We start from the raw sequence: 26,408 nt of genomic DNA on the forward strand, positions 1-26,408 counted from the left end.
CTTTCAGTTCGCGAGCAGCTTGGCCGTCGCGTCGGCCACTTGGGCGCCGGGTGGTTCGGGGGGCGCCCTGTCAAGGATGTCGGACACCAGGCGGCCGCCGCGTCCCCAATGGCCTGCCGGGTATTCGTGGAGAAGAACCCGCACGGCATCGAGCGGCATCTCGAGGCTGTCCGCCATGGCCTGCGAAACGCTCTCTATCAGCTGGCGCTTTCTTTCGGGGCTGCGCCCCTCGATGATCTTGATCAAGGCAACGGGCACGGTTCACTCCTCGACGTGGAAGCCTGCGGTTCCGAGGCGCTCCATCTCGATCGAGACGTACTGGCCCGGCTTGATCCATTCGGCCGGCGTGGCGCCGCCCGCCATCACTACCCAGCCGGCCTGCAGCGGCTCGCCGGCCGCCGCCGAGAGGCGCGCCGCGGCAACCAGCGAGCGCAGTGGATGGCCCAGGATGGCGGCAGTGGAACCCACTTGGACCACGCGTCCGTCGATGCTCATCGTCAGGCCCAGATTGCTGAAGTCCTGGTGCGGGTCGCTCCAGGCACCCACCACGAAGCCGCTCGACGAGGCGTTGTCCGCGATCACGTCGGGCAGGCTGAACTTGAAGTCCTGGTAGCGCGAGTCGATGATCTCGAGCGCCGGCGCCACGGCTTCGACCGCGGCAAGCGCCTCGACCAACGTGGCGTCGCCGGCCAGCGGCTTCTTCAGCACGAAGGCCAGTTCCGGCTCGACGCGCGGATGCACGAAGCGCGCGAACTTCACGGAAGTGCCCTCCTCCACCTGCATGCTGCTCGACAGGCGCCCCCAGATGACGTCGTCGATGCCCATCTGAACCATCTTGGCGCGGCTCGTGAAGCCCATCTTCACGCCGACGCGGCGCTCGCCGCGCACAACGCGTCGCCGGATCGAGGCGAACTGGATCGCGTAGGCATCGGGCAGCGAGAGCTCACCCTTCGGGTCGATCTGCGGCACTGCCCTTGCATCGCGGGCCGCATCGTCCAGCAGTTGCGCGAATTCGAGGATGTGGCTCATGTCGACTCCTTGGCAACGGCAGCAGCGGCTTCGAACACGGCCTTGACGCTGCCGAGGCCGTTGATGTGGGTTTCGAAGACGTCGCCGGGTGCCACCGGCACCATCGGGCCGAGTGCGCCCGACAGCACCAGGTCGCCGGCGCGCAACGGTTGGCCGAGCGCGGCCATGGTGCGGGCCAGCCAGACCACTGCATTGATCGGGTTGCCAAGGCAAGCCGCGCCCGCGCCGACCGACACCGGCTCGCCGCGGCGGTTCATGACCATGCCGCACAGCCGGAGGTCGACCTCCCTGAGAAGCCTTGGCGATCCACCCAGTACGAAGGCGCCGGAGGATGCGTTGTCCGCGACCGTGTCGACGAAACGGATGTCCCAGCCCGCGATGCGGCTGCCCACGATTTCGATCGCCGGAAGGACGTGGTCCACGGCCTTGACCACGTCCGCGTGCCCGGGGTTGCTCATGTCGAGATCCCGACCGAGCACGAAGGCGATCTCCGCCTCGACCTTCGGTTGATGAAGGCGCTGCATCGAGATCGGCTCCGCGTCGCCAAAGCTCATGTCATCGAACAGCACGCCGAAATCGGGCTGGTCCACACCGAGCTGCGCCTGGACGGCGCGTGCCGTCAGGCCGATCTTGCATCCGACCACGCGCCGGCCTGCGGCCAGTCGGCGCTCGGTGTTCCTGCGCTGGATGGCGTAGGCATCGGCCGCATCCAGGCCGGGGTAAGTGGCCCTCAACGGCGGGATGTAGTGGCCGGTCTTGGCCGCGCCCCACAGGGCATCGGCTGCTTCAGCCAGCACGGCTGGTTGGGAAGGCATGGGTTCTCCGTTGCCCGCGCACGGCGGGCATATTGAAAGTTCGAGGAAGGGTCGGCGGGCAGGCTCAGCTGCCGGGCACGGCGTTCAGAGGGCGCGGCCTTGCAGGCCGACCTTGCTGTAGATCTCGTTCACGTGCTTCTTCACGCTTTCAGGCGTCGTGTCTTCGGCTGGCATGTGCGCCCACCCCACCTTCGCGCGGGCGTACTGGCCGATCTCTTCGTCCTGGTCGCTCGTTGCACCGCTGATGCCGTAGGCGCCGACCATCTCGTTGCCCTTGAACACGGGCGCACAGCCACCGGAGGCGACGATCTGGCCGTTGGTGAAGACCGACGCGTTGATCATCATCTGCGGGTTGCGCTCCCTGAACCATTGTTGAATGACCAGGCCGTCGCTGAAACGCGGGCTCATCGAGCGGAAAGCGGTGACGGTGAAGGCCTTGGCACGGGCCGTGTCCGGGGTGATGAAGCCCGCCTCGTCCATGCGCTCGAGCGCGATCAGATGCCCTTCCGGCCCGACGATGGCAACGGAGATGGGCACCCCCATCTCGGCCGCTTTCGCGGTGACCGCATCGATGAATTCGCGGCATTCCGTGGCACGCAGTTTGGACATTTCGGTATTCCTTCTTTAAAAAATGCTGTTCTCACTCGGGCTTGATGCCCGTCTGCTGAATGAACTTCGACCACCGCGCGCCCTCGCTCTGCAGGAAGCGGGGCAGCTCCTCGTCGCTGGTCTTGAGAACGTCGATGGCCTGCGCCTTGTAGATCGCCTGAAGCTCGCTCGAATCGAGCGCCGCGTGGGCCGCGGTGCGCAGCGTGCCGATCACGCTGGCTGGCGTCTGGGCCGGTGCCATCAGCCCCATCCACACCGAGGTGTCGAAGCCCTTCAACCCCGATTCGTCAAGCGTGTGCAGCTCCGGCGCGCTCGAGGTTCTGCGAGGGCTGGTGACGGCCAGCGCCACCAGCTTGTTCGCACGCACATGCGGCAGCACGGTCGAGGCCGGCGAGAACATGAGCTGCACCTGGCCGCCGAGCAAGTCCGTCACCGCGGGCGTGCTTCCCTTGTACGGGACGTGAACCATCTTGACGTCGGCCATCCGTGCGAACAATTCACCCGACAGATGGGGCGAGGTGCCGACGCCCGACGAGGCAAAGGCCAGCGAGCCCGGCTTGGCCTTGGCGAGCGCAATGAGTTCGGCAACGGTCGTCACCTTCAGCGAGGGATGAACCACCAGGACATTGGGCACGTTGCCGATCAGCGTGATCGGCTTGAAGTCTTTCAGCGGATCGACTGCATTGGGGACCGGGAACGCGGCGTTGATGATGTTGGCGATCGTGATCGCGAAGACGGTGTAGCCATCGGGCGGCGCCGTGGCCACGGCCTTGGCGGCGATGTTGCTGCCGGCGCCGGGCCGGTTGTCCACGATGAAGGGTTGGCCCAGGCGCCTGGCCATCTGGTCCACGACGGCGCGCACCCCTATGTCTGTTGCCGTGCCAGGCGGAAAGCCCACCAGCACCTTGACGGGCGAGCCCGGATAAGCAGGCTGCGCAGCACTCCATGACGGCAAGGCGGCGGCAGCGAGCGCTGGCACGGAGGCGAGGAGGAGTTCACGGCGTTTCATGTCTCTGGTCTTTCTGTTGGAGTGATTAGAAGACGCGCGTGCCTATGATTCAATCGAGACTTTCCAATCGAATGATTGGCTCCGCTCATGAATGTGACTCTCCGCCAGTTGCGGGCTTTCGTGCTGGTCGCACGGCTTGGCAGCTTCACCCGTGCCGCACAGGCCATGTACGTCACGCAATCGGCCCTCAGCCTGCTGGTGCGCGAACTTGAAAGCGCCATCGAGAGCCGGCTGTTCGACCGCACCACGCGAACCGTGGCCCTGACGGCGGCGGGCAGCGACTTCTTCCCCCGCGCGGAACGGATCCTGGCCGAGCTCGAGTCGGCGATCGCGGGCGTGGACAAGCTCGTGGCGCGGGAACGCGGGCGCGTCGTGGTGGCGGCTCCGCTGGTTCTGTCGAGCACCTACCTTCCGCCGATCCTGGCGGCCTTCTGCGCGCTGTACCCTGGCATCGAGGTCGTGCTGCAGGACACGCTGCCCAACCAGGTACTGCCACTGGTGCGCAGCGGTGCGGCCGACGTCGGCATCGGCACCTTCGCGTCGGATGAAGTCGACATCCAGCGCACCCTGCTCTTTTCGGAAGCCATGGCCGCCGCATTCCCGGCTGGGCATGCATTCAGCCGCCTTAAGAAACTGACCTGGACGGACATCGCACAGGAGCCGGTGCTTGCATTGCGCCGCGGCAGCGTGTTCCGCGACCTCACCGAAGCAGGCTTCGCGGCCGCCGGGCTGATGCTGAAGCCCGCCAGGGAGGCCAACTATGCGGGCTCGCTCATCGGGATGGTGGACGCCGGGCTCGGCGTCGCCATCCTCCCCGGCTATGCAGTGAAGCTCGCGGATCCTGCGCGGATCGGTTGGCGCCGGGTGGAGAACCCCCTGATCGACCGCGAGGTCTCGCTCGTGCAACGCGCAGGCGTTTCGCTCTCCCACGCGGCACAAGGCTTCGTCGACTTCATCGTCGCGCCGCCGGCAGCGCGCTAGAACGCGTGGCGGATGCCGAAGTCGTAGCCGGTTGAAGTCTTCGGCGTGAACACACTGGTGCTGATGAAGGCCGACCCGCCCACCGTCAGCGCCGCCCCGTTCTTGTTGCTGATGCGGGCGACGGTTGCATACAGCGCCGTGCGCTTGGAAAGGTTGTGCACGTAGCCGAGGCTGAGCTTGCCGGCTTTCGGGTCGGGCACCGCCGGCGCGGTGGCGGTGGCCACCGAATTCAGGTCGTACTTGACGCGTGCATAGGAGGCGCGGATCAGGCCTGGCCCGACCGGGACGGTCGCGCCGATCAGCCAGCCCGTGAGGTCGGTGTCGGGCAATGGAAGCAACGGCGTGGCCGCATAGTCGCGCGTCTTGCTGACGCGGGACAGTTCGCCGAAAAGCTTGACGGGGCCGAAGTCGTACGACGCGCCCAGATTGGCCGCCTTCACACTGTCGGTGGTGCCCGCGAAATAGTCGTCACCCACCGTGCTGCTGCCATAGGCGAGCGCAATGTCGAAGGGGCCGTTGGCATAGCCGATGCGGCCTCCCACATAGCGTCCAGCGCGGGTGCTTGCAACGGTGCCGGGGTTCACCTGTCCGGTGAGGGGGTTCACCCCCGGCGGTGTCGTGGTGCCGGGGTCGTAGCTTCGGTTCTCGTGCAGCGCATACATGAACTGGCCATAGAAGCCCCCGAGCGAAGGCGGCAGGAAATAGCCGATGGAGTTGCTGACGCGCAGGTAGTTGGCGTTGCCGCCGAATCCGCCGGCACCGCCGGTGGTATTGAAGAGGCTGGCAGAAGAGATCAGGTTGGCGCCGACGCCCACCGCACCAAAAGGGTCGTAGATCGTGTCGGCCCAGAAGGTCGGCGCGAAGTCGCGCCCCAGACGAATCTCGCCGAATCCGCCCATGAGGCTCACCGTGGAACGCCGGCCGAAGTTCGCAAGGCCGGTCACGCCATCGTCGTTGGTCAGAGGGCTTTCGAGCCAGAAACCGGCTGCGAGCCCTCCGCCAAGATCCTCCGTGCCCCGGAAGCCCAGGCGGCTGTTGTTGTAGGCCGAGTTCGCAAGCACGGTACTGCTGACAGTGCGCGAGCCCTGGTTGACGTAGAGCGGCGACGCTGGCGTTGCGCCGTTGCGATCCTCCGACTTGCTGCTGTAGTGGCTGATCGAGGCGTCGACGACGCCGAACAGCGTGACCGACGACTGGGCGCAGGCCATGCCGGTCGAGCCGATGGCAAGCATGCCAAGCAATGCATTCTTCAATTTATCTCCATGACGTACACAAGGTTTGTGCTTCACGTTTGTCTCCTGTTTTCGTTGTGATCCAGGCAAGGCTGCCGGGTGGTGGATCAGTCCGATCCGGCGTCGGGATGCGGCATGCTTCTTATTTTTATGCTATCGTTAGCATAAATTCTAAAAGGATCGCCATGGGAAAGTCAACGCGTTGTGTTGGCAATCTGAATCTGTCGTGCTATCGTTAGTGCATTCCTGCACGCACCCTACCCATGGTCACGATCAAAGACATTGCCCGGCGCCTCGAGGTCTCCGCTTCCACCGTGGGCCGGGCCCTGTCCGACGACCCGCGCATCAGTTCCGCCATGAAGCAGAAGGTGGGCGAGGTCGCGAACGAGTTGGGCTATGTCGCCAACCGCGCGGCGCGCATGATGCGCGGGGCCTCCAGCAACCTGGTGGGCCTGGTCGTTCCGGACATCCGCAACAGCTTCTACTCGACCATCGCGCACGCCTTGTCGAAATGCCTGGAGAGCGCGGATCTGCAGCTCACACTGTCGGAGACCGACGACGACCGGCTGGTCGAGTTGCGCCACATCCGCGAACTCACCAGCGTCAACGTGGCCGGCATCATCATCGTGCCGACCGCGCGGCCGCATCCGGAGTCGGTGCGCCTGCTCAAGATGACACCGCGCATCCAGTTGCTGCGCCGGCATGCGGCGCTGGGCGAGCACTGGTTCGGCATCGATGACGCGCAGGCGCTGTTCCAGGCGACGCGTCACCTGGTCGAGCTCGGCCACCAGCGCATCGCCTACATCGGCGGCACCACCGATCTGCCCACCGGCGCCGCGCGGCTGCAAGGCTTTCACAGCGCCCTGGCCGGTAGCAAGGGTGCCGCGCATGCGCGCGAGGAACTCGGCGCGCCCGCGTCGACGGACTTCGGCCGCGATGCGATCCGGCGCCTGCTCGCGCAGCGCAACCCGCCCACGGCGGTGGTGCTGGGCTCGGTGCAGAACACGCAGGGCGTGCTGGAAGAGCTTCTGGCCAGCGGCGTCAGCGTGCCCGAACAACTGTCGGTGGTCGGCTTCGGCGACGAGCTGGGCTTCAGATGGTGGGGCCCTGGCCTCACGACCATGAGCCTGCCGGTCTCCGAACTGGCCACCGCCTGCGGGCTCTGGTTCATCCACCAGCTGAAGCAGAAGTCTGCCAACGCAGCGCCCTACAGCGCCGTCTCGCCGCCCACGCTCGTCGTGCGCGGCAGCACCCGGGCCTTGGAGGCGGCCAATGCCGGCCGCAGCCAGCCACGTCTTCGCCAACCCGCACCATGACCCACACCGTTTTTCTCACCGACTACGCCTGGCCCGACGACAGCATCGAGCGAGGCATCGTGGAAGCCGCCGGCATGCGCCTCGTGAGCGGCCCGGCCACGCCCTTGCCCGCGGACGCCATTGAAGCGCTGGCGCGCGAGCACCAGCCTTCGGCCATCCTCACCTGCTGGGCGCCTGTATCGGCCAGCGCCATCACTGCCGCGCCGGAACTCAAGATCGTTGCCAGGCTCGGCGTGGGACTCGACAACATCGCGGTCGACGCCGCGACCGCACGCGGCATCTGGGTCACCAACGTGCCGGACTATTGCGTGGAAGAAGTGTCGGACCATGCGGTCGGCTTCGCGCTCGCATGGACGCGCGGGCTGGTTTGCTTCGACCGCGACGTGCGCGCCGGCCGCTGGGACCCCGCGACGGCCAGGCTGCGCCGCCTTGCCGCGCTCACCTGCGGCATCGTCGGCTTCGGGCGCATCGGCCGCGCGACCGCGCGCAAGCTCGGCGCCTTCGGCTGCCGGGTGCTGGCACACGATCCCCATCTTTCCGCCGACGGCGATGGCGTGCAGAGCGTGGAACTCGACACCCTGTTCTCGCAGAGCGACATCGTGATCGTGCACGCGCCGCTGACGGCAACAACGCGGCACCTAGTCAACCGCGAGCGGCTCGCGCAAATGCCGCCTGGTGGCCTTCTCATCAATGTGAGCCGCGGCGGCGTCGTCGATACGGACGCCGTGATCGAGGCACTCGGCAGCGGCCAGCTGTCCGCCGCCGCGCTGGACGTTCTCGAGTCCGAACCCGATGTTCCGGCCGAGCTGCGAACCCACGCCGGCGCAATGCTCACGCCCCATGTCGCCTTCTCGTCGGACGCGTCGCTGGTCGAGCTGCGCCGGCGCGCGGCCGAGGAAGTGGTGAGAGTGCTGCGCGGCGAGGCGCCGCAACAGCCGCGCAACGCCGGCCCGCAAAGATAGCCTTGCAGCCCGGCGGTGGCCGGGTTCAGCGAACCGCTGCCCGGCCCCACTCGCCTGCGATGTGCGCGAGCCGGCTCGCGGGACGCAGCACCAGCGGGGCAGCGAACGCGCGCACCCCATCGCGCTGCGCTTCTTCGCTCACATATTCGACCGGCGACTTGCCGTCGATACGGGCCAGCAGTAGGGCCGGCAGCAAGCGGGCGGCACGTTCTTCGAGCTCCGCGCGCGGCTCCCAGCCGGCCTGCTCGAAGTAGGCGTCGACCAGCGCCGCGAAGGCTGCGAGCAGCGCCTCGCGCCGGTCCGGCCGTGCAAGGCACTTCAACAGCAGGTGGTTCAGGCAGAACGCCAGGTCGAAGGCCGGGTCTCCATACCAGGCGCACTCCGCGTCGAGCAGCACGGGCCCGCGCGGGCCGACGAGGATGTTCTTCGGGCTGACGTCGCCGTGCACCAGTGCAATGTGCAGCCCGGCCGTGCGCTCCACCAGATCCATCAGCGGGGCGCGCAGCGCCGGATGGCGCTGCGCCGTCGCGACGAAGTAGGGCTCGAGACGCAGCGCCCGAAAGTTGTCGGTGGTGTCGAACGCGGCTGCGACCTCGCCCTTTCCGGCGCTTGCCGCATGCAGCTCTCCGAGAACATTCCCTACGGCACGCGCCGTGCGCGTCGAGACATCGCCGGCCATCAGTTGCTCTTTCCAGACCGGATGTTCCTCAGGTGCAAGAAAGGACATCGCGAAGACGCCCGCCTTGGGATCGTGCGCGAGCGGACGCGGCACGTTGTCGGGCGCGTGGCGCGCCGCAAACTGCAGCCATGCCCATTCGTACGCATTGCGCGACACCGGGGCCTGCCAGTCTGCGGAAACCTTGAGCCGGGCGAGCGCGCGCTTGATGCACAGCGATCGACCCGGGAGTTCGACACGCCAGATATCGGACGACACGCCACCCGCCAGCGAATGCCAGCAGGCCGGCTCCTGGGGACTTGCAAGCCCCTGGGAGACCAGGAATTCGCCGAACGCAGATTCCGGACTGTTCACGCCGCGTCCAGAACCTGAGGGAGCACAACGTAGTTGCTGAAGCCGCCGTCGCGGTCCTTCAGGCCGGAGATCGCCTCGTTCACGCGGGTAAGCGGGAAGGCGCGATGCTCCAGGTACGACAGGTCGAGCGTGCCGGTGCGAACCATCTCGGCCATCTCCTGGCCTTGTGCCGTCGTGAACCAGTTAGATCCGATCAGCTGGATCTGCTCGTCCATCAACCACTTCACGTCGATCGGCAGGTCTTCCGCCACGCCGCCCACATTGACCACCTTGCCGCCGCGACGCACGCCCCTCATCGAGTCGAGCATGGTCGCTGCAGGCGCCTTCGCGCCCAGTGCGCTGATGGCGAAGTCGGCGCCCTCCCCGCCCGTGAGCGACTTGGCCCAATCGCCGGTGGAGCCGTCGCCGAGCGTCATCACCTGGATGCGATCGGGCGCCAGCGCCTTGATCCTGGCGAGCAGCCGTTCGTCGCGCCCGGTGCCGAGGATCTGCGACAGGCCCATGGCCAGCCCGAGCATCGTGGCCGCGACGCCCAGGGTGCCCGTGATGCCGTCGATCAGCGCGACCTGGCCCGGGCCGGCGCCGGCATTCTTCAAGGCGCCGTAGGAGGTACCGAGATAGCCGAAGCGCCCGGCCTGCTCGAAGCTCAGGTTGTCCGGCAGGTTGACGATCGCGTACTCCGGCGCCGTCATGTACTGGCTGAATCCACCATACGGATACTGGTCGAATATGCGCTGGCCGTCCCGGCTCGTGCTGAAGTAGCCGTTCAGGGTGAAGTAGCGGCAATGGCTGCGCTGGCCAGCGCGGCACGCCCTGCAAGAGCCGCAGGAACGCAGCGGACTCACGTAGACGCGATCCCCGGGCTTGGCATTGATCACGGCTTCACCAACCTCTTCGACGACGCCGACGGCGTCCAGCCCGAAGATGGCCGGAAAACGCGGCAGGGGCTGATGCGGAAACCAGGTCGGCCAGTTGTTGATGACGTTGGCCATGTTGGGCACGATGCCGCACGCCATCACCTTCACCAGCAGGTCGGTGGGACGGGGTTGGGGAATCGGGATCGTGTCGAGCGACATCGGTGTGCCGAGCGCGTGCAGCCTGGCTGCGGTCATTGTTCTGTTCATGGGAACCTCTTCTTGAAAAACTTAAGGGGCGACGAATGCCGCGCCCGAAGGGCGAAACTTGGGCGGCCAGACGGTGACCCATTTGCCGTTCTGGGCCTGTTTGATCTTGGTGTCGGCCGCGCCGCTGTTGAACTTGCCGTCGAAGCGGCGTGTCCCCAGCACGGTGTTGACCGGATTGGCCCGCAGCCATGCGGCCATGGCCTTGTCGTCAAGGCGGCCCACGGCCGTCGTTGCGGCTTCCAGGATCTGCCAGGCCGCGAACTCCGCTGCGGCCTGATAGTCGACGTGCGGCCAGGCGAGGCCTGCTGCCTTCACGCGCTCGTTGTAGGCCGCAATGAACTCGGCGGCACCCGCGTTCTGCGTGAAGGGCGCGTGGTCCTCGAACCAGGTGAGTGTGGTCAGGCCGCCTGCCTGCGGATTCGACACGGTCGGCCCCGGCGCGGGAAACAGATGGAACTGGCGCGCGGGCTGGTAGTCGATGCGCTTCATGGCATCGAGCAACTGCGCCGCTTCGAGACCGACTGCGCCCGACCACAGCAGATCGGGCGCGGCGTCCTTGATGCGCGCGGCAATGCCGCCGAAGTCGCGCGTTCCGAATTCGTACTCGAGCGACAACACGGTCTTCAGGCCCCGCTTGGTCGCGACCTCCTGCCCGCCCTTGGCGAGATCGAGGGCCGATGGAAACTTGCTGGTGACGAAGGCGATGGTCTTCGGCGGTGTGGCCGTGCTGGCGTAGGCGTCGAGCAGCACCTCGGTATCGGCCAGCCGCGGCTCCGGCCCCAGCGGCAGCGCCGGAAACTGCATGTCGTAGGGCGCCAGGCTCGGGTCGCCAAGGCTGCTCTGGATGAACAGCTTGCCGAAACGCTGCGCCACGCCCATCGCGGCGATGATCGAGCTGGTGCCATAGGGCCCCATCAGCAGATCGACCTTTTCCCGCGTGATGAGGCGTTCGTACAAGGTGCGCGCGTTGCCCGGCTGTGACTGGTCGTCCAGCAGCATGAGCTCCACCTTGCGGCCCAGCAATCCGCCGCGCTTGTTCAGCGCATCGACGAACACCTCGGCCGCGACCTTGTGGATTCCGCCCACCGGCGCAAGGGGCCCGGTGAGGGGCAGCGTGCCGCCCACCCGGATCGGCTCTGCGCCGCCTCCCGCCTGCGCGTGAACGGGCAGTCCATGTGCCAGAACCAGGGTGCCTCCCGCGGCAAGAAGGGTTCGACGCTGTCTTTGAAATTTGGTAATGCTCATCGTTTGTCTCCTCGAATTTCGGATGACCGGCTCGGACGACGCCGGCCCGGCGTGCGGCGGCTGTCAGTGGTATCCGTCCTCGAGCTCGATGGCGAGAGCACCCATGATGCGAACGCCGGAGTTGTACCAACCGATCGTGAGAACCAGCTCCACCTGCTCGCGCTCGGACAGGAAGGCAGCGGCCTTGCGCCAGGTGGGCTCGCTCACATCGACCTTCAGGGTCGACTCGCGTGCCAACGCCATGACGGCGCGCTCCTCTTCATTGAACAGCGGAGAACTTTCGAATTCGGGCACGGCCTGGAGCTGTTGCGCACTGATGCCCGCATTCAAGCCATGCGACTGGTGATGTGCGATCTCGTACACCGACCCTGTGCAATGGCCGACGGTGAGGATCGCCAACTCGCGCAGCTTCGGGCTCAGTTGGGAGCCGCGCAACGAATTGGCATAGGAGATGAACCCGTCCAGCGCCTGCGGCGCGTTCGCCAGCGCACTGAAGATGTTGGCGGTGGGCACCTTGCGCTCGCGTTCCAGCCTGTCGAACAGGGCCTGGTCGGCGTCGGTGTCCGAACGTTGAAGATATTTGACTCGTGCCATGACAGTGACCTTTCTCGTCTTTCTTTATTTCTGGGCGGAGAGCGCCAACGCATAGCTCTCCAGCGTTTGGGGATTGGGTTTTTCGGCCGGTTCGATGAGGGCAGCGCCCGCGAAGGCGGTCGCCTCGAAGTACCAGCGCGCCGGCGCAGGAATCCCCCAGCGCACATTGGTACTCAGCGAAGCCGCCTCCCACCTGACTGGTTCGATCTCGATGTCGATGGTCTGGTAGTGGCTGTTGAACAGCTCCACGCGATGGCCATCCGGATCGCGCAGATAGACGAACAGCATCCCGCCCGGCCCATGGCGGCCAGGGCCCCGCTCTACCGAAGCGGCATAGCCGTAGTTGCCCGCCAGGTCGCAGGCGGTAAAGATGTTGTGCGACTCCGAGACGGTGTAGGCGAAGTGGTGCAGGCGCGGCCCCGCGCCCTGCACGATTGCCAGGTCGAGGCAGGTGCCCTTGCGGTACATGAACGCACCCAGCAGCTTGTCCCCATGGGCGATGTACTCGGAGTTGCGAAAGCCCAGCCTGCTGTAGAACTCGCACAGCGCGTAGGTGTCCGGCGCCAGCAACTGATAGTGGTCGAGCCGCTGCGCATGCGCGCCGGTGAAGCTCTCGACCTTCAGGTACATCCGCGGCAGCGTCTTCATCTGGGCGCAGAGCTCGATCTTGGTGCCGATCGGATCCTCCACGTGGAGCGTGCGCCCCTGGTGCGGAACCTCGACCCATTCGGCAGCAAGTCCCTCGGCTTTGAAGAACTGGTAGGCACTGTCGAGGTCTTCCTCGAAGAAGACGCGAAAGCCGATTCGCTTGCAGGTCTGCTCGCCGCGCGACTGCACCAGCACCAGGCTGTGGTGGCAGGCTTCGGCCAGGCCGCGCAGGTAGCAAACGCCGTCTTCTTCCTCGGAGACCACGAGCCCGACGATGTTGACGTAGAAGTCGCGGCTCCTTGCAAGATCGGCGACATGGAGGACGACGTGGCTGGCACGCGTGATGTTGAACGGCGGACGAAGATTGACGACAGGAAGCATGAGGTACCTCGCGGACGGGTGGTTGAGGAAGGGTCTGGCCTAGCGGCGCTCGGCCGGCGGGGATACCGGCGCCCGTGCCGCACGAAGCAGGCTGATCTCGGCGACGAGGTCGTTGATGGCTTCGAGCGCGAAGGTCAGGCTCGCTGCGTCGGTGAGGCGCCCGTCCTGGATCTTTCCGTTGACGCCACCGATCACCACCGGCGGTCTCGCGACGACGCGCGACAAGGTGCCGCCCAGCGTTTCGCGCAACTGGGCTTGTGCGCGCACGCCGCCGGTGAATGCCGGCGAGCTGGTCATGACCAGCACCGGCTTGCCCTTGAGCGGTGAAGCGAATGCCGGCCGCGATGCCCAGTCGAGCGCGTTCTTCAAGACGCCCGATGTCCCGAAGTTGTACTCCGGGGAGCACAGCACGACACCGTCGCTGGAATCGATCGCCGCCTTGAACTGCCGCACTGCGTCGGGAGACTGGGGCCCGTCGAAGTCCTGGTTGTACAGGGGTATGCCGTCGAGCGGCAGCAGCGTCATCTCCACGCCCGCTGGCAGCGACGCCTGGAGCGTTTGGAGAATGGCCGTGTTGGCGGAAGCTTGCCGCAGGCTGCCCGAAATGCCTGCCAGCCGGATCGTCGTATTCATTGGGAGTGACTGCCTTGTTGAGATGTGGCCTGCGCCGTGTTGACAAGAGAACCTGGATGGCCGGGGTGATGCCGGAACGGCAATGCGGACCAGCCGCTGAACACCGCCTCGCGGCCCAGCGATTCCTCGATGCGCAGCACCTCGTTCCACTTCGCCATGCGCTCGGAGCGGGAGAAAGAACCCACCTTGAGCTGGCCCGCGTCCCAGCCGACGGAGAGGTGCGCGATGGTCACGTCCTCGGTTTCGCCCGAGCGTGCCGAAACGATGGTTGCGAAGCCCGCCTGCTTGCCGGCCTCGAGCGCGGCGTGCGTCTCGCTGATGGTGCCGGCCTGGTTGGGCTTGATCAGCACCGCGTTCGTGCAGCCGTCGGCGGCAGAGGCCGCCACGCGCGCTGCGTTGGTCACGAGAAAATCGTCGCCGATGACCTGGCAGCGGCCACCATAGGTTGCGGTGAACTGCCTGAAGCCGGCCGGGTCGTCTTCGGCGAGCGGATCTTCGATCGACAGGATCGGGTAGGCGTCGAGCCAGCCGCCGAGCATCGCGATCATCTCGCCGGTGTCGAGGCTGCGGTCGTCCAGCGCCAGCGTGTAGCGCCCGTCGCGGCCGAACTCGGAGGCCGCGATGTCGAGCGAGATGCCGACCTGCTCGCCCGGGCGCAGGCCCGCATCGGCGATGGCCTGCATCAGCGTGTCCAGCGCCTCTTCGTTGCAGTCGAAGGCCGGCCAGTAGCCGCCCTCGTCGGCAACCCCTTGAAGCTTGCCCGCCTTCTTCATCAGCGCGCCGGCGGCAAGGTAGATCTCCGCAGTCCATGCGAGCGCCTCGCTGAAGCTGCCGGCGGCCGGGCACATCACCATGAAGTCCTGCACATCGACGCGCCGCGCCGCATGCGCGCCACCGCCGAAGATCTGCACTTCGGGCAGTGGCATGCGCACCGGCCGCCCGCCGGCGAGATAGCGCCACAAGGGCTGCCCTGCCGCCGAAGCCGCGGCGTGCAGCACCGCCATCGAGGTGGCCACGATCGCGTTGCCGCCCAGGCGGCTGCGGTTCGGCGTGCCGTCGAGTGCTACCAGGCGCGCGTCGATTCCCGCTTGGTCGCGTGCATCGAACCCGACGAGGGATGACGCGATCTCGCGCATCGAGCCGAGCGCCTTCGTCACGTCGAGCCCGCCGAAGCGGGTGCCGCCGTCGCGCAGCTCGAGCGCCTCGCCGCTGCCGGTGGAGGCGCCGGCGGGCGCGATGGCGCGGGCCACGGTGCCGCAGGCCAGGGTGACCTCCGCCTCCACCGTCGGCCGTCCGCGTGAATCCCACACGCGCCGCCCGTGCAGTCGCGTGATCCTTGTATCAGTCATGAGCATTTCCTGTGTCGAATGGCGTGTCGTTCCGTGCCGCGGCCGAGGCGCCGATCAGCACGAAGGCGAGCGTCGCCGGGCGCTCGCTCTTGTTGCGCCACGCGTGGCGCGTGCCGTGCTGAACCACCACGTCGTGGCGCTGCAGATGTGTCGAGCGCCCTTCGTCGAGCTCGAGCCAGATCTCGCCATCGAGCACGATGCCGTAGTCCATGGTCGGGGTCGCGTGCATGCCGTCGGGCTCGAAGCACTCGGCCAGCCCCGGGCTGATGGCGAGGTTTTCCGCGGCAGCGGCTGCGGGGTCGAAGTCCGGCGCCGCGAACACGCTGTCGGGCGGGAACGTGACGATCAGAAAGCGCGTCGCACCCGCTGCAGGAACGAAGTCGGCAACGGCGGGCGTCGGATCCACACCGTCGAAGGGCAGGCCCGGCACCGGCGCGCTGGCCCACACCAGGCGCGACACCATGCCCGGAATGTGCTGGAAGGCATCGGTACGGGGGACGCGGGTGTCGAGCGCCACCTCGGACGCGCCGACTCGATCATGGCCGGTGACGACGCGGCGGATGGCGAGCGGTGCGCCCTCGCCCGATGAAAGATCAGACGCCAAGATAGGCCTCCCGGATGCGAGGGTTGCTGAGCAGCGTGTCCGGTTTTCCCGAAGCCACGATTCGGCCTTGCTCGATGACATAGGCGTGGTGCGCCATCTCGAGCGCCTTGTGGATGTTCTGCTCGACCAGCAGCACGGCCACGCCGCGCTCGTTGATCGTCCGGATGATCCGGAACATGTCGTCGACCACGGCAGGCGAAAGGCCGAGCGAGGGCTCGTCCATCAGCAACAGCCGGGGACGCGCCATCAGCGCGCGGCCGATCGCCACCATCTGCTGCTGCCCGCCCGACATCGAGCCTGCGATCTGATGGCGGCGCTCCTTGAGGATCGGAAACAGCGACAACACCTTTTCGAGCGAGCCCTCGCGCAAGGCGCGCGCGTCGGCGCGCCAGCCACCGAGTTCGAGGTTCTCGAGCACAGTCATGTGCGTGAACAGCCGCCGCCCTTCCGGAACGATGGCGATGCCGTGCTCGCACACGCGATGGCTCTGGATCTTCGCGATGTCCGCGCCGTCGATCCGGATCTCGCCCTTGCGCGCGCGCAGGATGCCCGCGATGGTGTTGATCAGCGTGCTCTTGCCTGCGCCATTGGGACCGACCACGGCCACGATCTGGCCCGCGGCAACGTCCAGCGTCGCATCCCAGAGCGCAGGCGCGTCGCCATAGGAGGCGTGCAGGTTTCGTACTTCAAGCAGCATGGGCCGTCCCCAGGTAAGCGCCCACGACGCGGGGATCCTGCATCGTTTCGCGCGGGAGTCCGAGGGCGAGCAGCGTGCCCTGGTCGAGCACGGCGATGCGATCGGCGAGCGCGACCACGGCGCGCATCAGGTGCTCGACGAAGACGATGGTCGTGCCGCCCGCCCTGATCTTGCGGATCATTGCGATGGCGTGGTCGACTTCGGTCGGGGTCAATCCGCAAAGCACCTCGTCCAGCAGCAGCAGGCGCGGCCGGGCTGCCAAAGCGCGCGCGAGTTCGACGAACTTGCGTTCATGCAGATTGAGTGCGGGCGGCAGGACGTCTGCCTTGGCTTCGAGACCAGTGAACGCGAGCCAGCGACGGGCCAGTTCATCCGGGCTCTCGCCTTGCGCATCGGACGCGCCGCCGAAGAAGGCGCACAGCCGCACGTTCTCCAGCACCGTCAGGTGATTGAACAGGCGCGGGATCTGGTAGGTGCGCGCGATGCCGCGGCGCGCGACCTCATGGGGTGCCAGGCCATCGATGGACGCGCCTTGCAGTTCGATGCTGCCGGAGCTGAGCGGAAAGTGCCCGCTGATCATGTTGATCAAGGTCGACTTGCCGGAGCCGTTCGGCCCGACGAGCGCGAGGATCTCGCCCTCTTCGACCTGCAGGTCGACGCCCTGCAGCGCCCGGATGCCGCCGAAGGACTTCGCGACCGCGCGGCATGTCAGCAAGGGCCGTCCGGTCGCGGCCTGGATGGCAGGCGGCTTCATGGCGACGACGTTGCGGGGCTCGTTCGCCGCCACAGGCGCAGGCGCAGCGTCCTTGCGGCGGATCAGGCGGGCGAGCAGGCTGGGCGCGATCCCCTGGGGCAGGACCAGGATCACGACCACGAGTGCAAGCGCCACGCCGGCACGGCCGAGTTCGGCGTGCCCGCCACCGACGAAGAGGCTCAACGCGACGGTGATCAAGGTGGCGCCGATGGCCGGCCCCGCCCAGTGGCGGGCGCCGCCCAGGATGCTCATGAGCACGACGTACAGCGGCACCGTGATCGAGAAGGTCTCCCCGACGGTGACATAGCCCACGTAGGCGGCCTGGATCGCCCCCGCTGCGCCGGCGATCGCCGAAGAGACGGCGAAGGCGACGAGCTTGTAGTGCAGCGTCGGCACGCCCTTGACCTCCGCCACGTCCTCGTCGTCATGGATGGCCAGCAGACCCGCTCCGAGGCGCGAGCGGAGTATCCGGCGCGAAACCGCGAGCGCGGTGAACGCCAGCGCGAGGCCCAGCAGGTAGATGGCCCCCGGCACCGTGGTGCCGAGCTGCGGAATGGAGACATTGCTCAGGTAGACCCCGCCACCGCCGTCGAGCGGCGTATTGGAGATGACGGCCGCCAGCACGTAGGTCACCGAGAGCGTCAGCAGCGCGAAGAACTCGGCCCGCAGGGTGTTGATGCGGAACACCACCCACCCGATTCCGAGCGCGAGCGCCGCCGCGATCGCCGCTGCCGCTGGAATGGTCAGCAGAAATGGCACGCCCCATTTGCCGGCCAGCGTGGCCGTCGTGTAGGAACCGGCACCGAAGAACGCAGCGTGGCCGAAGCTCCAGTAGCCCGAGTAGCCGCTCAGGATGCCCCAGCTGGTGGCCAGCGCGATCCAGAAGAAAACGACATAGAGATACGACAGGTAGAAGTCGGCAACGCCTGCATAGGGAAGCACGATCAGGCCTGCCACTGCCGCCACGGTCGCTGCACGGGCGTGTTGCGAGGTCAGAGCCATCTGGGCCTCCACAGCAGAAGGACGATCAGGATCGAGAACGCAACCAGCGGTGCCCAGGCAGGATTGACTGCCGCCATGGTGACCGACTCTGAAACGCCGATCAGGCAGCCGGCAGCCAGGGCGCCGAGCGGCCGGGCGAGCCCGCCGATGATCACGACCGCAAAGACGACGCCGATCCAGGCCTCTATCTGCGAGGGCGCGAGCGTCGAGGTCAACGCGATGAACACACCAGCGATGCCGGCCGAGGCGGCGCACAGGCCGGCCAGCAGGTACGAAAGACGCTTGGCATTGATGCCGAAGGCTGCCGCGATCGGGCCATCGTGGGCGGCCGCGCGCAGCGCCTTGCCGAGCAGGGTTCGGTTCAGCCCGGCCCACGCGGCGGTCGCAAGGAGCGCCGCGCAAGCGAAGGCGGCAAGCTCGAGCACAGGCACGAACACGGGCCCGATGCGCAGCGACGCCTGCGCATAGCCGGATTCGAACTTGCGGTAGTCCGCAGACCAGAGCCACTGGATCAGCGACTCGATCAGGATGGTGATCCCGAACGTGACCAGCATCGATGCGAACTCGCTGACCTGAAACCGCACGAACACGGCGTGCAAGGCAACGCCGGCGACGAAGAAGGCAGGCACCACGACCAGCGCCGAGAGCCACGGCGCAATACCGAATTGCGTTCCCAGTTGGTAGGTGAGGTAGGCCCCCAGAAAGGCCAGGGCGAAGTGGCTCAGGTTCACCAGGCGCAGCAAGCCCCAGCTCAGGCTGAGTCCGAGCGCGAGCAAGCCGTAGATGCCACCGAGCAGCAAGCCGCCGATGGCCGATTGGGCGAGCAGTGTCAGGCCCATGGTGCGCGCGCGTTCGCGGATGTGAACCGCAGAAGGTGTCCAGCTTTGCTCATGATCGAATGTCTCCTTGTTTGTGCTAACGTTCGCGCATATTCTTGCAAACGAGCATTCGGCTTGTCAACGACTTTTCAAAAGATATTGCTTGTGTATAGCCTTCGTTGACAACCAGCATCCTGAAGGCTAACGTTAGCATCAGATATCGGCCACAACGGAAGAAAACGGAAATCACCCATGCACATCGCCAGATACGCGCTGGACGAACGCGTCCACTACGGAATCATCGAGAACGAGACGTCGATCGTTCGACTGGAGGGCTCGCCGCTTGACGGCCTGAAGCGCAGCGGCGCGATCGATGCGCTCGCAGCCGTGCGCCTGCTCGCACCCATCGAGCGGCCTCGCGTGTTCGGGCTCGGCTACAACTACGTCGCGCATTCCAAGGAGTCCGGGAAGGCGGTGCCGCAGTTGCCCGTGCTGTTCATGAAGCCGAGCACGACCGTCATCGGCCCGAACGAATCGATCGTCTACCCCGACGACGGACAGAACATCCACTTCGAGGGCGAGCTCACTGTCGTGATCGGCAAGAAGGCGCGCCACGTGTCCGAGGCGAGTGCGCTGGACCATGTGCTCGGCTACACCTGCGGCAACGACGTGAGCGATCGGGTGCTGCAGCGCCGTGAAAGCGAATTCGGCTGCCTGCTGGCGGGCAAGGGCTATGACACCTTCGCGCCGATGGGACCGGTGATCGCCACCGGGCTGGACCCTTCCAGGCTCGGCGTCATCACGCGGGTCAACGGCGCGGTGCGCCAGGACGGCACGACCGCGGATCTGCTCTTCCCGGTGCCGGCGATCATTGCTTACCTCAGCCGGTACATGACCCTGCTGCCGGGCGACATGATCATGACCGGCACCCCCGCGGGCGTCGGCCCGATCCAGGTGGGCGACGCCATCGAGGTCGAGATCGAAGGCATCGGCATCCTGCGCAACGATGTCGTGGCGGAGGATCGCGGCAACGCGCCGCGTCCGTAACGAACGGCCGGCCTCGAGGTCGGCCGTGAGCGGTTCCGGCTTCGTCATTGCCATGCCCATCAACCAGCACCGGAGGACGACTCAGCGCACCTTGTCCGCGATCCAGCCCAGGATGAAGTCGGCCACCTGCAGGTTGTTCCTGTCCTGCATCATCATGTGCGAGTTGCCCTTCAGGCCCACGTCGGGAAGCCGCACCAGGTTCGCCCTGCCTCCTTCGAGTCGGTTGATGCGCTCCACCACGGCTTTGCGAGCCTCGTAGCGGGGCTGGCCGGTGAACACGGGCGCGTCAAGATGGTCGCCGAACAGTTCCAGCACGGGAACACCTTTGTAGGCCGCGATCTGCGGATCTGTGGGAACGACCGACTGCGCGCCCTCGATGTTGACGACCGCCTTGACCAGCGTGGGACGCAGGCCGACCACGGCATCGGCAAAGGGCCCCGCCAGCGAGTGCACCATGACGATCGCGGGCCCGATGTCGTCCAGCAGCGCGGCGAGCGCCTGCGGTGCTGTGCCCATGCCACCGCCCTCGAGCATGGCCTCGGCAAAGGGCACGCCCTGGGACGCGAATGCAGGGAAGGCTTCGACCGGAAACTGGGTGTCGGAATATGCCGTGCCGCGTGAAGGCCCGAAGCGAAAGAGAGGCCAGGCCAGTTCAGCCGTCACCATCAACACGCTGGCGGGCAGCCCGGAGACGCTGCCCTCGGCCCTGGCCTCGTTGATAGCTGTCGCGTTGAAGCCGGAGCGGCCACGCCCGGGCGTGTCGACCACGTAGACGGCATGCCCCTTGCGCGCGAAGTAGGTCGCCCAGCCCTCCCGGCCGTCGGGCGTGGTCTCGTAGCTCATGCCGCTCAAACCGCCACCGTGCACCAGCACGATGGGGATGGCGCTGGTTCGGTTGGCGGGGATGCGGTAGTGCACATACATCTGGTTGACGGTCACCGTCCCGGGCGGCACCGGGCCGGCCGGCGAAACGCCCGGATGCCGGGAGGTGGCGGGCTTCCCGTTGACGAAGAACATTCCCTCGTCGGCCAGATTCAGGGGGCCGCCGATCGAGGCGGCGGCCGCAATGCCCGCGCCGGACCCGACGACAAGTGCGCAGGCCGCGGCAGCAATCCTTCCGGACAGGTGAAGCATGGAGCGTCTCCTCGTTGTAGTGACGCATGAATTAGAGAAGCGCGAACCCGGCAAGTCCAACGAGGAAAGCAAATGAATCCATTGGATGCGCTCATCAACACGCGCATGCGCTCTACCCAAACGCGCATGCCGCTTGCTTGGGGGTGGCTCGGGAATACCCTCTTCACCCCGGGCGATGATCTTGCCTACATTTCTTGTATGCAAGTTATCCGCTTTCTTGCATTCAACATTTGAAAGGCCGGTCATGCCCCGTTTCGCCAAATCGCTCTTCGGTCAGGTGGTCATTGCGCTGGTGCTCGGCGTGCTGGCTGGCCTCTTCTTCCCCGACTTCGCCATCAAGCTCAAGCCACTGGGCGACGGCTTCATCAAGCTGATCAAGATGATCATCCCGGTGCTGGTGTTCTGCGTCGTGGTGCACGGCATCGCAGGCGCCGGCGACCTCAAGCGCGTCGGGCGGGTTGGCGTCAAGTCGCTGATCTACTTCGAGGTGCTGACCACCATCGCCCTTGCGATGGGCCTCGTGCTGGCGTTCGTGTTCAAGCCCGGCGTGGGCATGAACGTCGACCCGAACACGCTCGACGCCGCCGCGATGAGCGCCTACGCATCGAATGCCGACAAGCTCACCAGCGGCGGCACGGTCGACTTCCTGATGAAGCTGATCCCCACCACGGTGGTCAATGCCTTCGCCACCGGCGACGTGCTGCAGGTGCTGCTGTTCGCGGTGCTGTTCGGCTGCGCGCTGGCGCTGCTGGGCGACCTGGGCAAGCCGGTCGCGGTGGTGGTCGATTCGCTCTCGCTGGTGCTGTTCAAGATCATGGGCATCATCATCAAGCTGGCGCCGCTCGGCGTGCTCGGTGCCATCGCTTTCACGGTCGGCCGGTACGGCATCGGCTCGCTCAAGCAGCTCGGCATGCTGGTCGCCCTCTTCTACGGCGCGGTGCTGGTCTTCGTGTTCGTCGTGCTCGGGATCGTGATGCGCCTGTCGGGCTTCAGCCTGTTCAAGCTGCTGCGCTACCTGCGCGAGGAACTCGCCATCGTGTTCGCGACCACCTCGTCCGACAGCGTGCTGCCGCAGATCATGGCCAAGCTGCGCCGCATGGGCATCCGCGATTCGACCGTGGGCCTGGTGATTCCCACCGGCTACTCGTTCAACCTCGACGCGTTCTCGATCTACATCACGCTGGCGGCCGTGTTCATCGCACAGGCGACCAACACGCCGATCTCGATGGCCGACCTGCTGACCATCCTGGCGATCGCGCTGGTCACGTCCAAGGGCGCGCATGGCGTGCCGGGTTCGGCGATCGTGGTGCTGGCCGCCACGCTGCACGCGATCCCGGCGATTCCGGCCATCGGGCTGGTGCTGGTGCTCTCGGTCGACTGGTTCATGGGCATTGCCCGTGCGCTCGGCAACCTGATCGGCAACTGCGTCGCCACCGTGGCGATCGCGGCCTGGGAAGGCGACATCGACCGCGAGCGCGCCCATGCCGTGCTCGACGGCACCTATTCGCCGGACGACGAACCTCTGGCCGAACCCGGCTCGCCGGTGGCAGCGGCAGCCGCTGCGGCACACTGAGAGCGCATGGCCGACGCCGTTACCCCCACCACCATCGCCGAGCGCGTGGTCGAAGCCATCCTCGCGCAGAAGCTCGCACCCGGCGAGCGGCTCGGCGAGCAGGCGCTGGCCGGCAACTTCGGGGTGAGCCGCACCATGGTGCGCGAGGCCCTGATGCAGTTGCAGGCGCGCGGCTTCGTCGAGGTGCAGTCCAAGCGCGGCTGGTATGTGGTGCAGCCTTCTGCGGCAGAAGCTCGTGATGCCTTCGCCGCGCGGCGCATCGTCGAAGCCGGCATCCTGGCCGAGGCCGGCAAGCCCCTGCAGAAGGTCATCAAGACCCTGCGCGCCCACATCGTCGAAGAGCAGCGCGCGATCGAAGGTGCCGACGCCGCCACGCGGGCCTTTCTGCTGGCGGATTTTCATGTGTGCCTGGCCCAGCAGATGGGGCACCGGCTGCTGGTCGACGTGCTGCGCGACCTGACTGCGCGCACCACCCTGGCCGCCACGCTCTACCAGTCGAAGCACGAAGCCGGGCAGTCGTGCGCCGAGCATGGCGCGATCGTCGCCGCGCTGGAGGCCGGCAACACGGCCCGCGCGCGCGAGCTGATGATCGCCCACATCGGCAATGTCGAAGAAGCACTCCAGGTCGAAAGCGTGGCCGCGCCCGATGCGCCGGCCCGCCTGCGCGCGACCCTCATGCCGGTGGCACGGTCAGGTGCGTCGCGCTGAGGATAGCGGCCGGCGGGCGCCAGCACGGTATCTTGGTGCGCGGATATACCAGCATCCGCGCGACTTTTGTCATGCAAGGAGCGACGCTTGGCCCGTTGGCCGAATTTATTCCCTCGGACATCGGCTATCGTGCGCGCCACATGTCAGAAGGGAATCATGAGAACTAGTCTGCTTTATTGGGCCAGTGGTCTCGCGTTGGCCGCCATGCTGAGCGCCTGCGGCGGTGGTGGCGACTCATCAGTCGTGGATCTCTCAACCGTCAAAGTCAGCGCGACCACCTTCCGGCAGAGCGAAGCCGCGGCCATCGCCGAGGCCGATGTGGTACTGGAAAAGGCGGCCGGCCCCGCTCGCGTGCCGCTTTACCGCTTTTTCAACACCAACACCGGAACGCATTTCTACACGCGCAACACCATCGAGCGCGACCAGGTCATCGCGAACTACCGACAGTTCCAGTTCGAGGGCGTGGGCTACTACGCTTACGACGGCGAACAAGCAGGACTTCAGCCCGTCTATCGCTTCTTCAACACCCGGACGGGCTCGCACTTCTACACCATCAGCCAGGCAGAACGTGATCAGGTTCGAGCCACGCTGGCGCAGACGTACAGCTACGAAGGGGTGGCGTGGTATGCCAGCACCAGCGCCGCCGCGGGCACCGCGCCGATATACCGCTTTTTCAACACCGCCACCGGCACACACTTCTATACCGTCTCGGCGTCAGAGCGCGCCGAGGTAATCGCGCACCATCCGAACTACAGCAACGAGGGAATCGGCTATTACGCGTGGCCGGGCGCTGACGGCAACGGGCAGCCCACGATCCCGCTAAGTCCGACCTTCACCACCGTCAATCTCACCCTCACCGGCACGACGCCGGCGGCCATCCAGTCGCAGAGCTACGAGAGTATGGGGGTACCAACCGACACCTTCTGGACCTTCTCTGCGCAAGGCGATTTCGGCGTGCTCGCAGGCAAGCCGTTGTTCGTCTACATCGACGATCCCGATGGCCTCTATTCCGTGCAGAATGCCCTGCCGTTCTACAACAATGGCCAAGGCGGACTCTTCGTGCAAATGAAGCCAAATGCCAAGGAGCCAGGCACTTATCGTGGCAACTTCAAAATTTACGCCTGTCTTGACTTCAACTGCTCGGTGCGGCTCGGCAATGTGCCGCTGTCGATGCCCTACGACGTAGTAGTCAAGCGTAACGTGCGCTTCGACGCCAACGGCAGCAAAACGATCAATGTAGGCGTGCCGTTCGGCGCAGCAACGCAGCAGGTCGCGCTCAAGCTCAACCCGGCCGAGGGCACGGCGATGGGGGCTTGGTATCTGACAACCGGCGCCGCGCCGCCAAACCTTGCCGCCGTGCTCACCGACGACGGCGACGGCAAGGGGTCGCTGCGCTTGAGCATCCCGGGTGGGACGCCGGCCGGCAACTATAACTTGGACTATTTCTTCTGGAGCAAGGGTTCGGCAGCCTGGGTACCATCAACGCAGCTGACCGTGAAACTGGAGGTAGCCCAGTCCACCGAGCCCTACGTGCTCGCGCCGGCCACTGCCACTCTGACTTCGCTGCTGGCGCACGAGGTCTACTACCAATACGGTGGCTTCTCTGCCACGGCGGCGCGCGGCACATTGGCACTGGCGGCGCCGGGTGCGGAGGAAATCCTCTACACGCCCGAACAGCAAACCGCCATACCGGTGAACAAGCGCACCCGCTTCATCGAGGCCTCGCGACGCGACTACCAGCCGAACCCGAGCACCACATTGTTCCAACTCGGCCACACCGCCTGTGTTCGGACGTTCGAATACACATCCGCGGGGCTGCCAATCAACAACTGCCTGCCGGCGGGCAACTACGCCTTTCGGATCAAGCTGCTTTACACCCTCGACGGCAGCACCATGCCGGTTGACTACCTGGGCACCTTCGTTGTCGCGCCCTGAACAACGTAAACACCAGGGCGCAGCGCCGGCCGCCACCCAATGGCTTGCCAGCGGTGCGCCCGCCGACAGGGGCAGGATCGGCCTCGGCTAAAGTCCGATCCAACCATGAACTCCCCCCAACTCCAACGCGGCGTCTTCCTTGCCCTTCTGGCCGCCGTCACGGCCGCTTTCATCTGGGTGCTGCTGCCGTTCTTCGGCGCCGTGCTCTGGGGCGTGGCATTCGCGATCCTGTTCACGCCGCTCTACAAGCGGCTGCTCAAGAAGATGCCGGGCCGGCGCAATGCCGCGGCGCTCGCCACGCTGACGATCTGCCTGGTGATCGTGATTCTTCCGCTCGCGATGATCGGCGTCTCGCTGGTGCAGGAGGTGGCGCTGGTCACGCAGAACATCCGCTCGGGCCAGATCAATTTCGCGGCGTACTTCCAGCAGATCCTGGATGCCACGCCGCGCTGGGTGCTGGGCCTGCTCGAGCGCTTCAACCTCGGCGACATGGCGGCCTGGCAAAAACGCATCTCCGAAGGCGCAGCGCAGGGCAGCCAGGTGGTGGCCAGCCAGGCACTGACCATCGGGCAAAACACCTTCGACTTCGTCGTCAGCTTCTTCGTGATGCTGTACTTGCTGTATTTCCTGCTGCGCGACGGCGCCGCGCTCTCGAAGACGATGCGCGACGCACTGCCGATGGCCAAGCCGCACACGCACTACCTGCTGAACAAGTTCACCACCGTGATCCGGGCCACCGTCAAGGGCAACGTGGCCGTCGCCATCGCGCAGGGCACCATCGGTGGCCTTGCCTTCTGGTTTTTGGGTGTGCAGGGCGCGTTGCTGTGGGCGGTGCTGATGGCCTTCCTGTCGCTGCTGCCGGCGGTGGGTGCGGCGCTGATCTGGGGGCCAGTGGCCATCTACTTCCTGGCCACGAGCCACTTCTGGCAGGGCGGCGTGCTGATCTTCGTCGGCGTGTTCGTGATCGGCCTGGTCGACAACATCCTGCGCCCGGTGCTGGTCGGCAAGGACACGCAGATGCCCGACTACATCGTGCTGATGTCGACCATCGGCGGCATGGCGATCTTCGGCATCAACGGCTTCGTGGTCGGGCCGGTGATTGCCGCGCTGTTCATGGCGGCGTGGGATCTGTTTGCGATTTCGAACGAGCAGGACGACGACAACGCGCCCGGGGTCTGA

Annotated in this window: 27 protein-coding genes; 9 read left to right on the forward strand and 18 right to left on the reverse strand. The window is 66.2% G+C overall.

Translation table 11 applies throughout. From position 1 onward, the window contains the following. Positions 1 to 3 precede the first annotated feature (3 nt). From QTI05_RS02355 to QTI05_RS02375, 5 genes are all read right to left on the reverse strand, one after another. Positions 4 to 246, reverse strand: a complete 243-nt coding sequence (locus QTI05_RS02355) for a 4-oxalocrotonate tautomerase family protein (RefSeq protein WP_286622762.1) — start codon at positions 244 to 246, stop codon at positions 4 to 6. A gap of 15 nt (positions 247 to 261) precedes the next feature. Then, the gene (locus tag QTI05_RS02360) at positions 262 to 1,029 is read right to left on the reverse strand and encodes a 2-keto-4-pentenoate hydratase (RefSeq protein WP_286622763.1); all 768 of its coding nucleotides are present in this window, start codon (positions 1,027 to 1,029) and stop codon (positions 262 to 264) included. Then, positions 1,026 to 1,844, reverse strand: coding sequence for a 2-keto-4-pentenoate hydratase (mhpD, locus tag QTI05_RS02365; protein ID WP_286622764.1), 819 nt, complete (start codon positions 1,842 to 1,844; stop codon positions 1,026 to 1,028). Before mhpD ends, QTI05_RS02360 begins: the two co-directional genes overlap by 4 nt. An 84-nt stretch (positions 1,845 to 1,928) precedes the next feature. Next, on the reverse strand, positions 1,929 to 2,453 hold the full coding sequence (locus QTI05_RS02370; protein WP_286622765.1) for a GlcG/HbpS family heme-binding protein: 525 nt from the start codon (positions 2,451 to 2,453) through the stop codon (positions 1,929 to 1,931). Between the two features lie 31 nt (positions 2,454 to 2,484). Beyond that, complete coding sequence (locus QTI05_RS02375) at positions 2,485 to 3,462, reverse strand: tripartite tricarboxylate transporter substrate binding protein (RefSeq protein ID WP_286622766.1); 978 nt, start codon at positions 3,460 to 3,462, stop codon at positions 2,485 to 2,487. Positions 3,463 to 3,549: 87 nt separating this feature from the next. On the opposite strand from QTI05_RS02375, the gene QTI05_RS02380 reads away from it, so the two are divergent. Next, a complete protein-coding gene (locus QTI05_RS02380; protein ID WP_286542210.1) occupies positions 3,550 to 4,443 on the forward strand; it encodes a LysR family transcriptional regulator in 894 nt (297 codons plus the stop codon). Here the strand turns inward: QTI05_RS02380 and QTI05_RS02385 are convergent. After that, complete coding sequence (locus QTI05_RS02385) at positions 4,440 to 5,696, reverse strand: porin (protein ID WP_286622767.1); 1,257 nt, start codon at positions 5,694 to 5,696, stop codon at positions 4,440 to 4,442. The two genes, QTI05_RS02380 and QTI05_RS02385, sit on opposite strands and share 4 nt — an antisense overlap. A gap of 242 nt (positions 5,697 to 5,938) precedes the next feature. Between QTI05_RS02385 and QTI05_RS02390 the strand changes: the two genes are divergently transcribed. Next, positions 5,939 to 6,991, forward strand: a complete 1,053-nt coding sequence (locus QTI05_RS02390; RefSeq protein WP_286542208.1) for a LacI family DNA-binding transcriptional regulator — start codon at positions 5,939 to 5,941, stop codon at positions 6,989 to 6,991. Further along, on the forward strand, positions 6,988 to 7,953 hold the full coding sequence (locus tag QTI05_RS02395; RefSeq protein WP_286622768.1) for a C-terminal binding protein: 966 nt from the start codon (positions 6,988 to 6,990) through the stop codon (positions 7,951 to 7,953). Before QTI05_RS02390 ends, QTI05_RS02395 begins: the two co-directional genes overlap by 4 nt. A gap of 25 nt (positions 7,954 to 7,978) precedes the next feature. Here the strand turns inward: QTI05_RS02395 and QTI05_RS02400 are convergent, their stop codons facing one another. The 11 genes from QTI05_RS02400 to QTI05_RS02450 form a co-directional block, all read right to left on the reverse strand. Beyond that, the gene (locus QTI05_RS02400) at positions 7,979 to 8,983 is read right to left on the reverse strand and encodes a phosphotransferase family protein (protein ID WP_286622769.1); all 1,005 of its coding nucleotides are present in this window, start codon (positions 8,981 to 8,983) and stop codon (positions 7,979 to 7,981) included. Then, entirely contained in the window at positions 8,980 to 10,107 is a 1,128-nt protein-coding gene (locus QTI05_RS02405) for an alcohol dehydrogenase catalytic domain-containing protein (protein ID WP_286622770.1), read from the reverse strand. The genes QTI05_RS02400 and QTI05_RS02405 overlap by 4 nt, the downstream gene beginning before the upstream one ends. Before the next feature lie 21 nt (positions 10,108 to 10,128). Then, a complete protein-coding gene (locus tag QTI05_RS02410) occupies positions 10,129 to 11,352 on the reverse strand; it encodes an amino acid ABC transporter substrate-binding protein (protein WP_286622771.1) in 1,224 nt (407 codons plus the stop codon). 63 nt (positions 11,353 to 11,415) lie between these two features. Beyond that, on the reverse strand, positions 11,416 to 11,946 hold the full coding sequence (locus tag QTI05_RS02415; protein WP_286622772.1) for a carboxymuconolactone decarboxylase family protein: 531 nt from the start codon (positions 11,944 to 11,946) through the stop codon (positions 11,416 to 11,418). A 24-nt stretch (positions 11,947 to 11,970) separates the two neighbouring features. Further along, entirely contained in the window at positions 11,971 to 12,975 is a 1,005-nt protein-coding gene (locus tag QTI05_RS02420) for a VOC family protein (protein ID WP_286622773.1), read from the reverse strand. A gap of 39 nt (positions 12,976 to 13,014) precedes the next feature. After that, positions 13,015 to 13,608, reverse strand: a complete 594-nt coding sequence (locus QTI05_RS02425; protein ID WP_286622774.1) for an NADPH-dependent FMN reductase — start codon at positions 13,606 to 13,608, stop codon at positions 13,015 to 13,017. Further along, entirely contained in the window at positions 13,605 to 14,957 is a 1,353-nt protein-coding gene (gene eno / locus QTI05_RS02430; protein WP_286622775.1) for a phosphopyruvate hydratase, read from the reverse strand. The genes QTI05_RS02425 and eno overlap by 4 nt, the downstream gene beginning before the upstream one ends. Continuing rightward, entirely contained in the window at positions 14,950 to 15,561 is a 612-nt protein-coding gene (locus tag QTI05_RS02435; protein WP_286542198.1) for a cupin domain-containing protein, read from the reverse strand. The genes eno and QTI05_RS02435 overlap by 8 nt, the downstream gene beginning before the upstream one ends. Further along, on the reverse strand, positions 15,551 to 16,258 hold the full coding sequence (locus QTI05_RS02440; protein WP_286542197.1) for an ABC transporter ATP-binding protein: 708 nt from the start codon (positions 16,256 to 16,258) through the stop codon (positions 15,551 to 15,553). Before QTI05_RS02440 ends, QTI05_RS02435 begins: the two co-directional genes overlap by 11 nt. Beyond that, positions 16,248 to 18,014 carry a branched-chain amino acid ABC transporter ATP-binding protein/permease gene (locus QTI05_RS02445; RefSeq protein WP_286542196.1) on the reverse strand — a complete coding sequence of 589 codons (1,767 nt, stop codon included), beginning with the start codon at positions 18,012 to 18,014 and terminating at the stop codon, positions 16,248 to 16,250. The genes QTI05_RS02440 and QTI05_RS02445 overlap by 11 nt, the downstream gene beginning before the upstream one ends. Continuing rightward, positions 18,005 to 18,853 (reverse strand): branched-chain amino acid ABC transporter permease, encoded by an 849-nt coding sequence (locus QTI05_RS02450; protein ID WP_286542195.1) that lies wholly within the window; start codon positions 18,851 to 18,853, stop codon positions 18,005 to 18,007. The genes QTI05_RS02445 and QTI05_RS02450 overlap by 10 nt, the downstream gene beginning before the upstream one ends. A gap of 231 nt (positions 18,854 to 19,084) precedes the next feature. Here QTI05_RS02450 and QTI05_RS02455 point away from each other — a divergent pair, with 231 nt between their 5' ends. Further along, entirely contained in the window at positions 19,085 to 19,879 is a 795-nt protein-coding gene (locus QTI05_RS02455; RefSeq protein ID WP_286622776.1) for a fumarylacetoacetate hydrolase family protein, read from the forward strand. A gap of 81 nt (positions 19,880 to 19,960) precedes the next feature. On the opposite strand, the gene QTI05_RS02460 is transcribed toward QTI05_RS02455, so the two are convergent. After that, positions 19,961 to 21,013 carry an alpha/beta hydrolase family protein gene (locus tag QTI05_RS02460; protein WP_286622777.1) on the reverse strand — a complete coding sequence of 351 codons (1,053 nt, stop codon included), beginning with the start codon at positions 21,011 to 21,013 and terminating at the stop codon, positions 19,961 to 19,963. A gap of 72 nt (positions 21,014 to 21,085) precedes the next feature. Between QTI05_RS02460 and QTI05_RS02465 the strand changes: the two genes are divergently transcribed. The 5 genes from QTI05_RS02465 (at position 21,086) to QTI05_RS02485 (ending at position 26,408) form a co-directional block, all read left to right on the forward strand. After that, positions 21,086 to 21,247, forward strand: a complete 162-nt coding sequence (locus QTI05_RS02465; protein WP_286622778.1) for a hypothetical protein — start codon at positions 21,086 to 21,088, stop codon at positions 21,245 to 21,247. Between the two features lie 10 nt (positions 21,248 to 21,257). After that, on the forward strand, positions 21,258 to 22,586 hold the full coding sequence (locus QTI05_RS02470) for a C4-dicarboxylate transporter DctA (protein ID WP_286542192.1): 1,329 nt from the start codon (positions 21,258 to 21,260) through the stop codon (positions 22,584 to 22,586). Positions 22,587 to 22,592: 6 nt separating this feature from the next. After that, positions 22,593 to 23,294 carry a GntR family transcriptional regulator gene (locus tag QTI05_RS02475; RefSeq protein WP_286542191.1) on the forward strand — a complete coding sequence of 234 codons (702 nt, stop codon included), beginning with the start codon at positions 22,593 to 22,595 and terminating at the stop codon, positions 23,292 to 23,294. Positions 23,295 to 23,450: 156 nt separating this feature from the next. Beyond that, the gene (locus QTI05_RS02480; protein WP_286622779.1) at positions 23,451 to 25,229 is read left to right on the forward strand and encodes a hypothetical protein; all 1,779 of its coding nucleotides are present in this window, start codon (positions 23,451 to 23,453) and stop codon (positions 25,227 to 25,229) included. Between the two features lie 105 nt (positions 25,230 to 25,334). After that, a complete protein-coding gene (locus tag QTI05_RS02485; protein ID WP_286622780.1) occupies positions 25,335 to 26,408 on the forward strand; it encodes an AI-2E family transporter in 1,074 nt (357 codons plus the stop codon).

It is taken from the genome of Variovorax fucosicus (assembly GCF_030316825.1).
GTDB classification, from domain to species: domain Bacteria; phylum Pseudomonadota; class Gammaproteobacteria; order Burkholderiales; family Burkholderiaceae_C; genus Variovorax; species Variovorax fucosicus.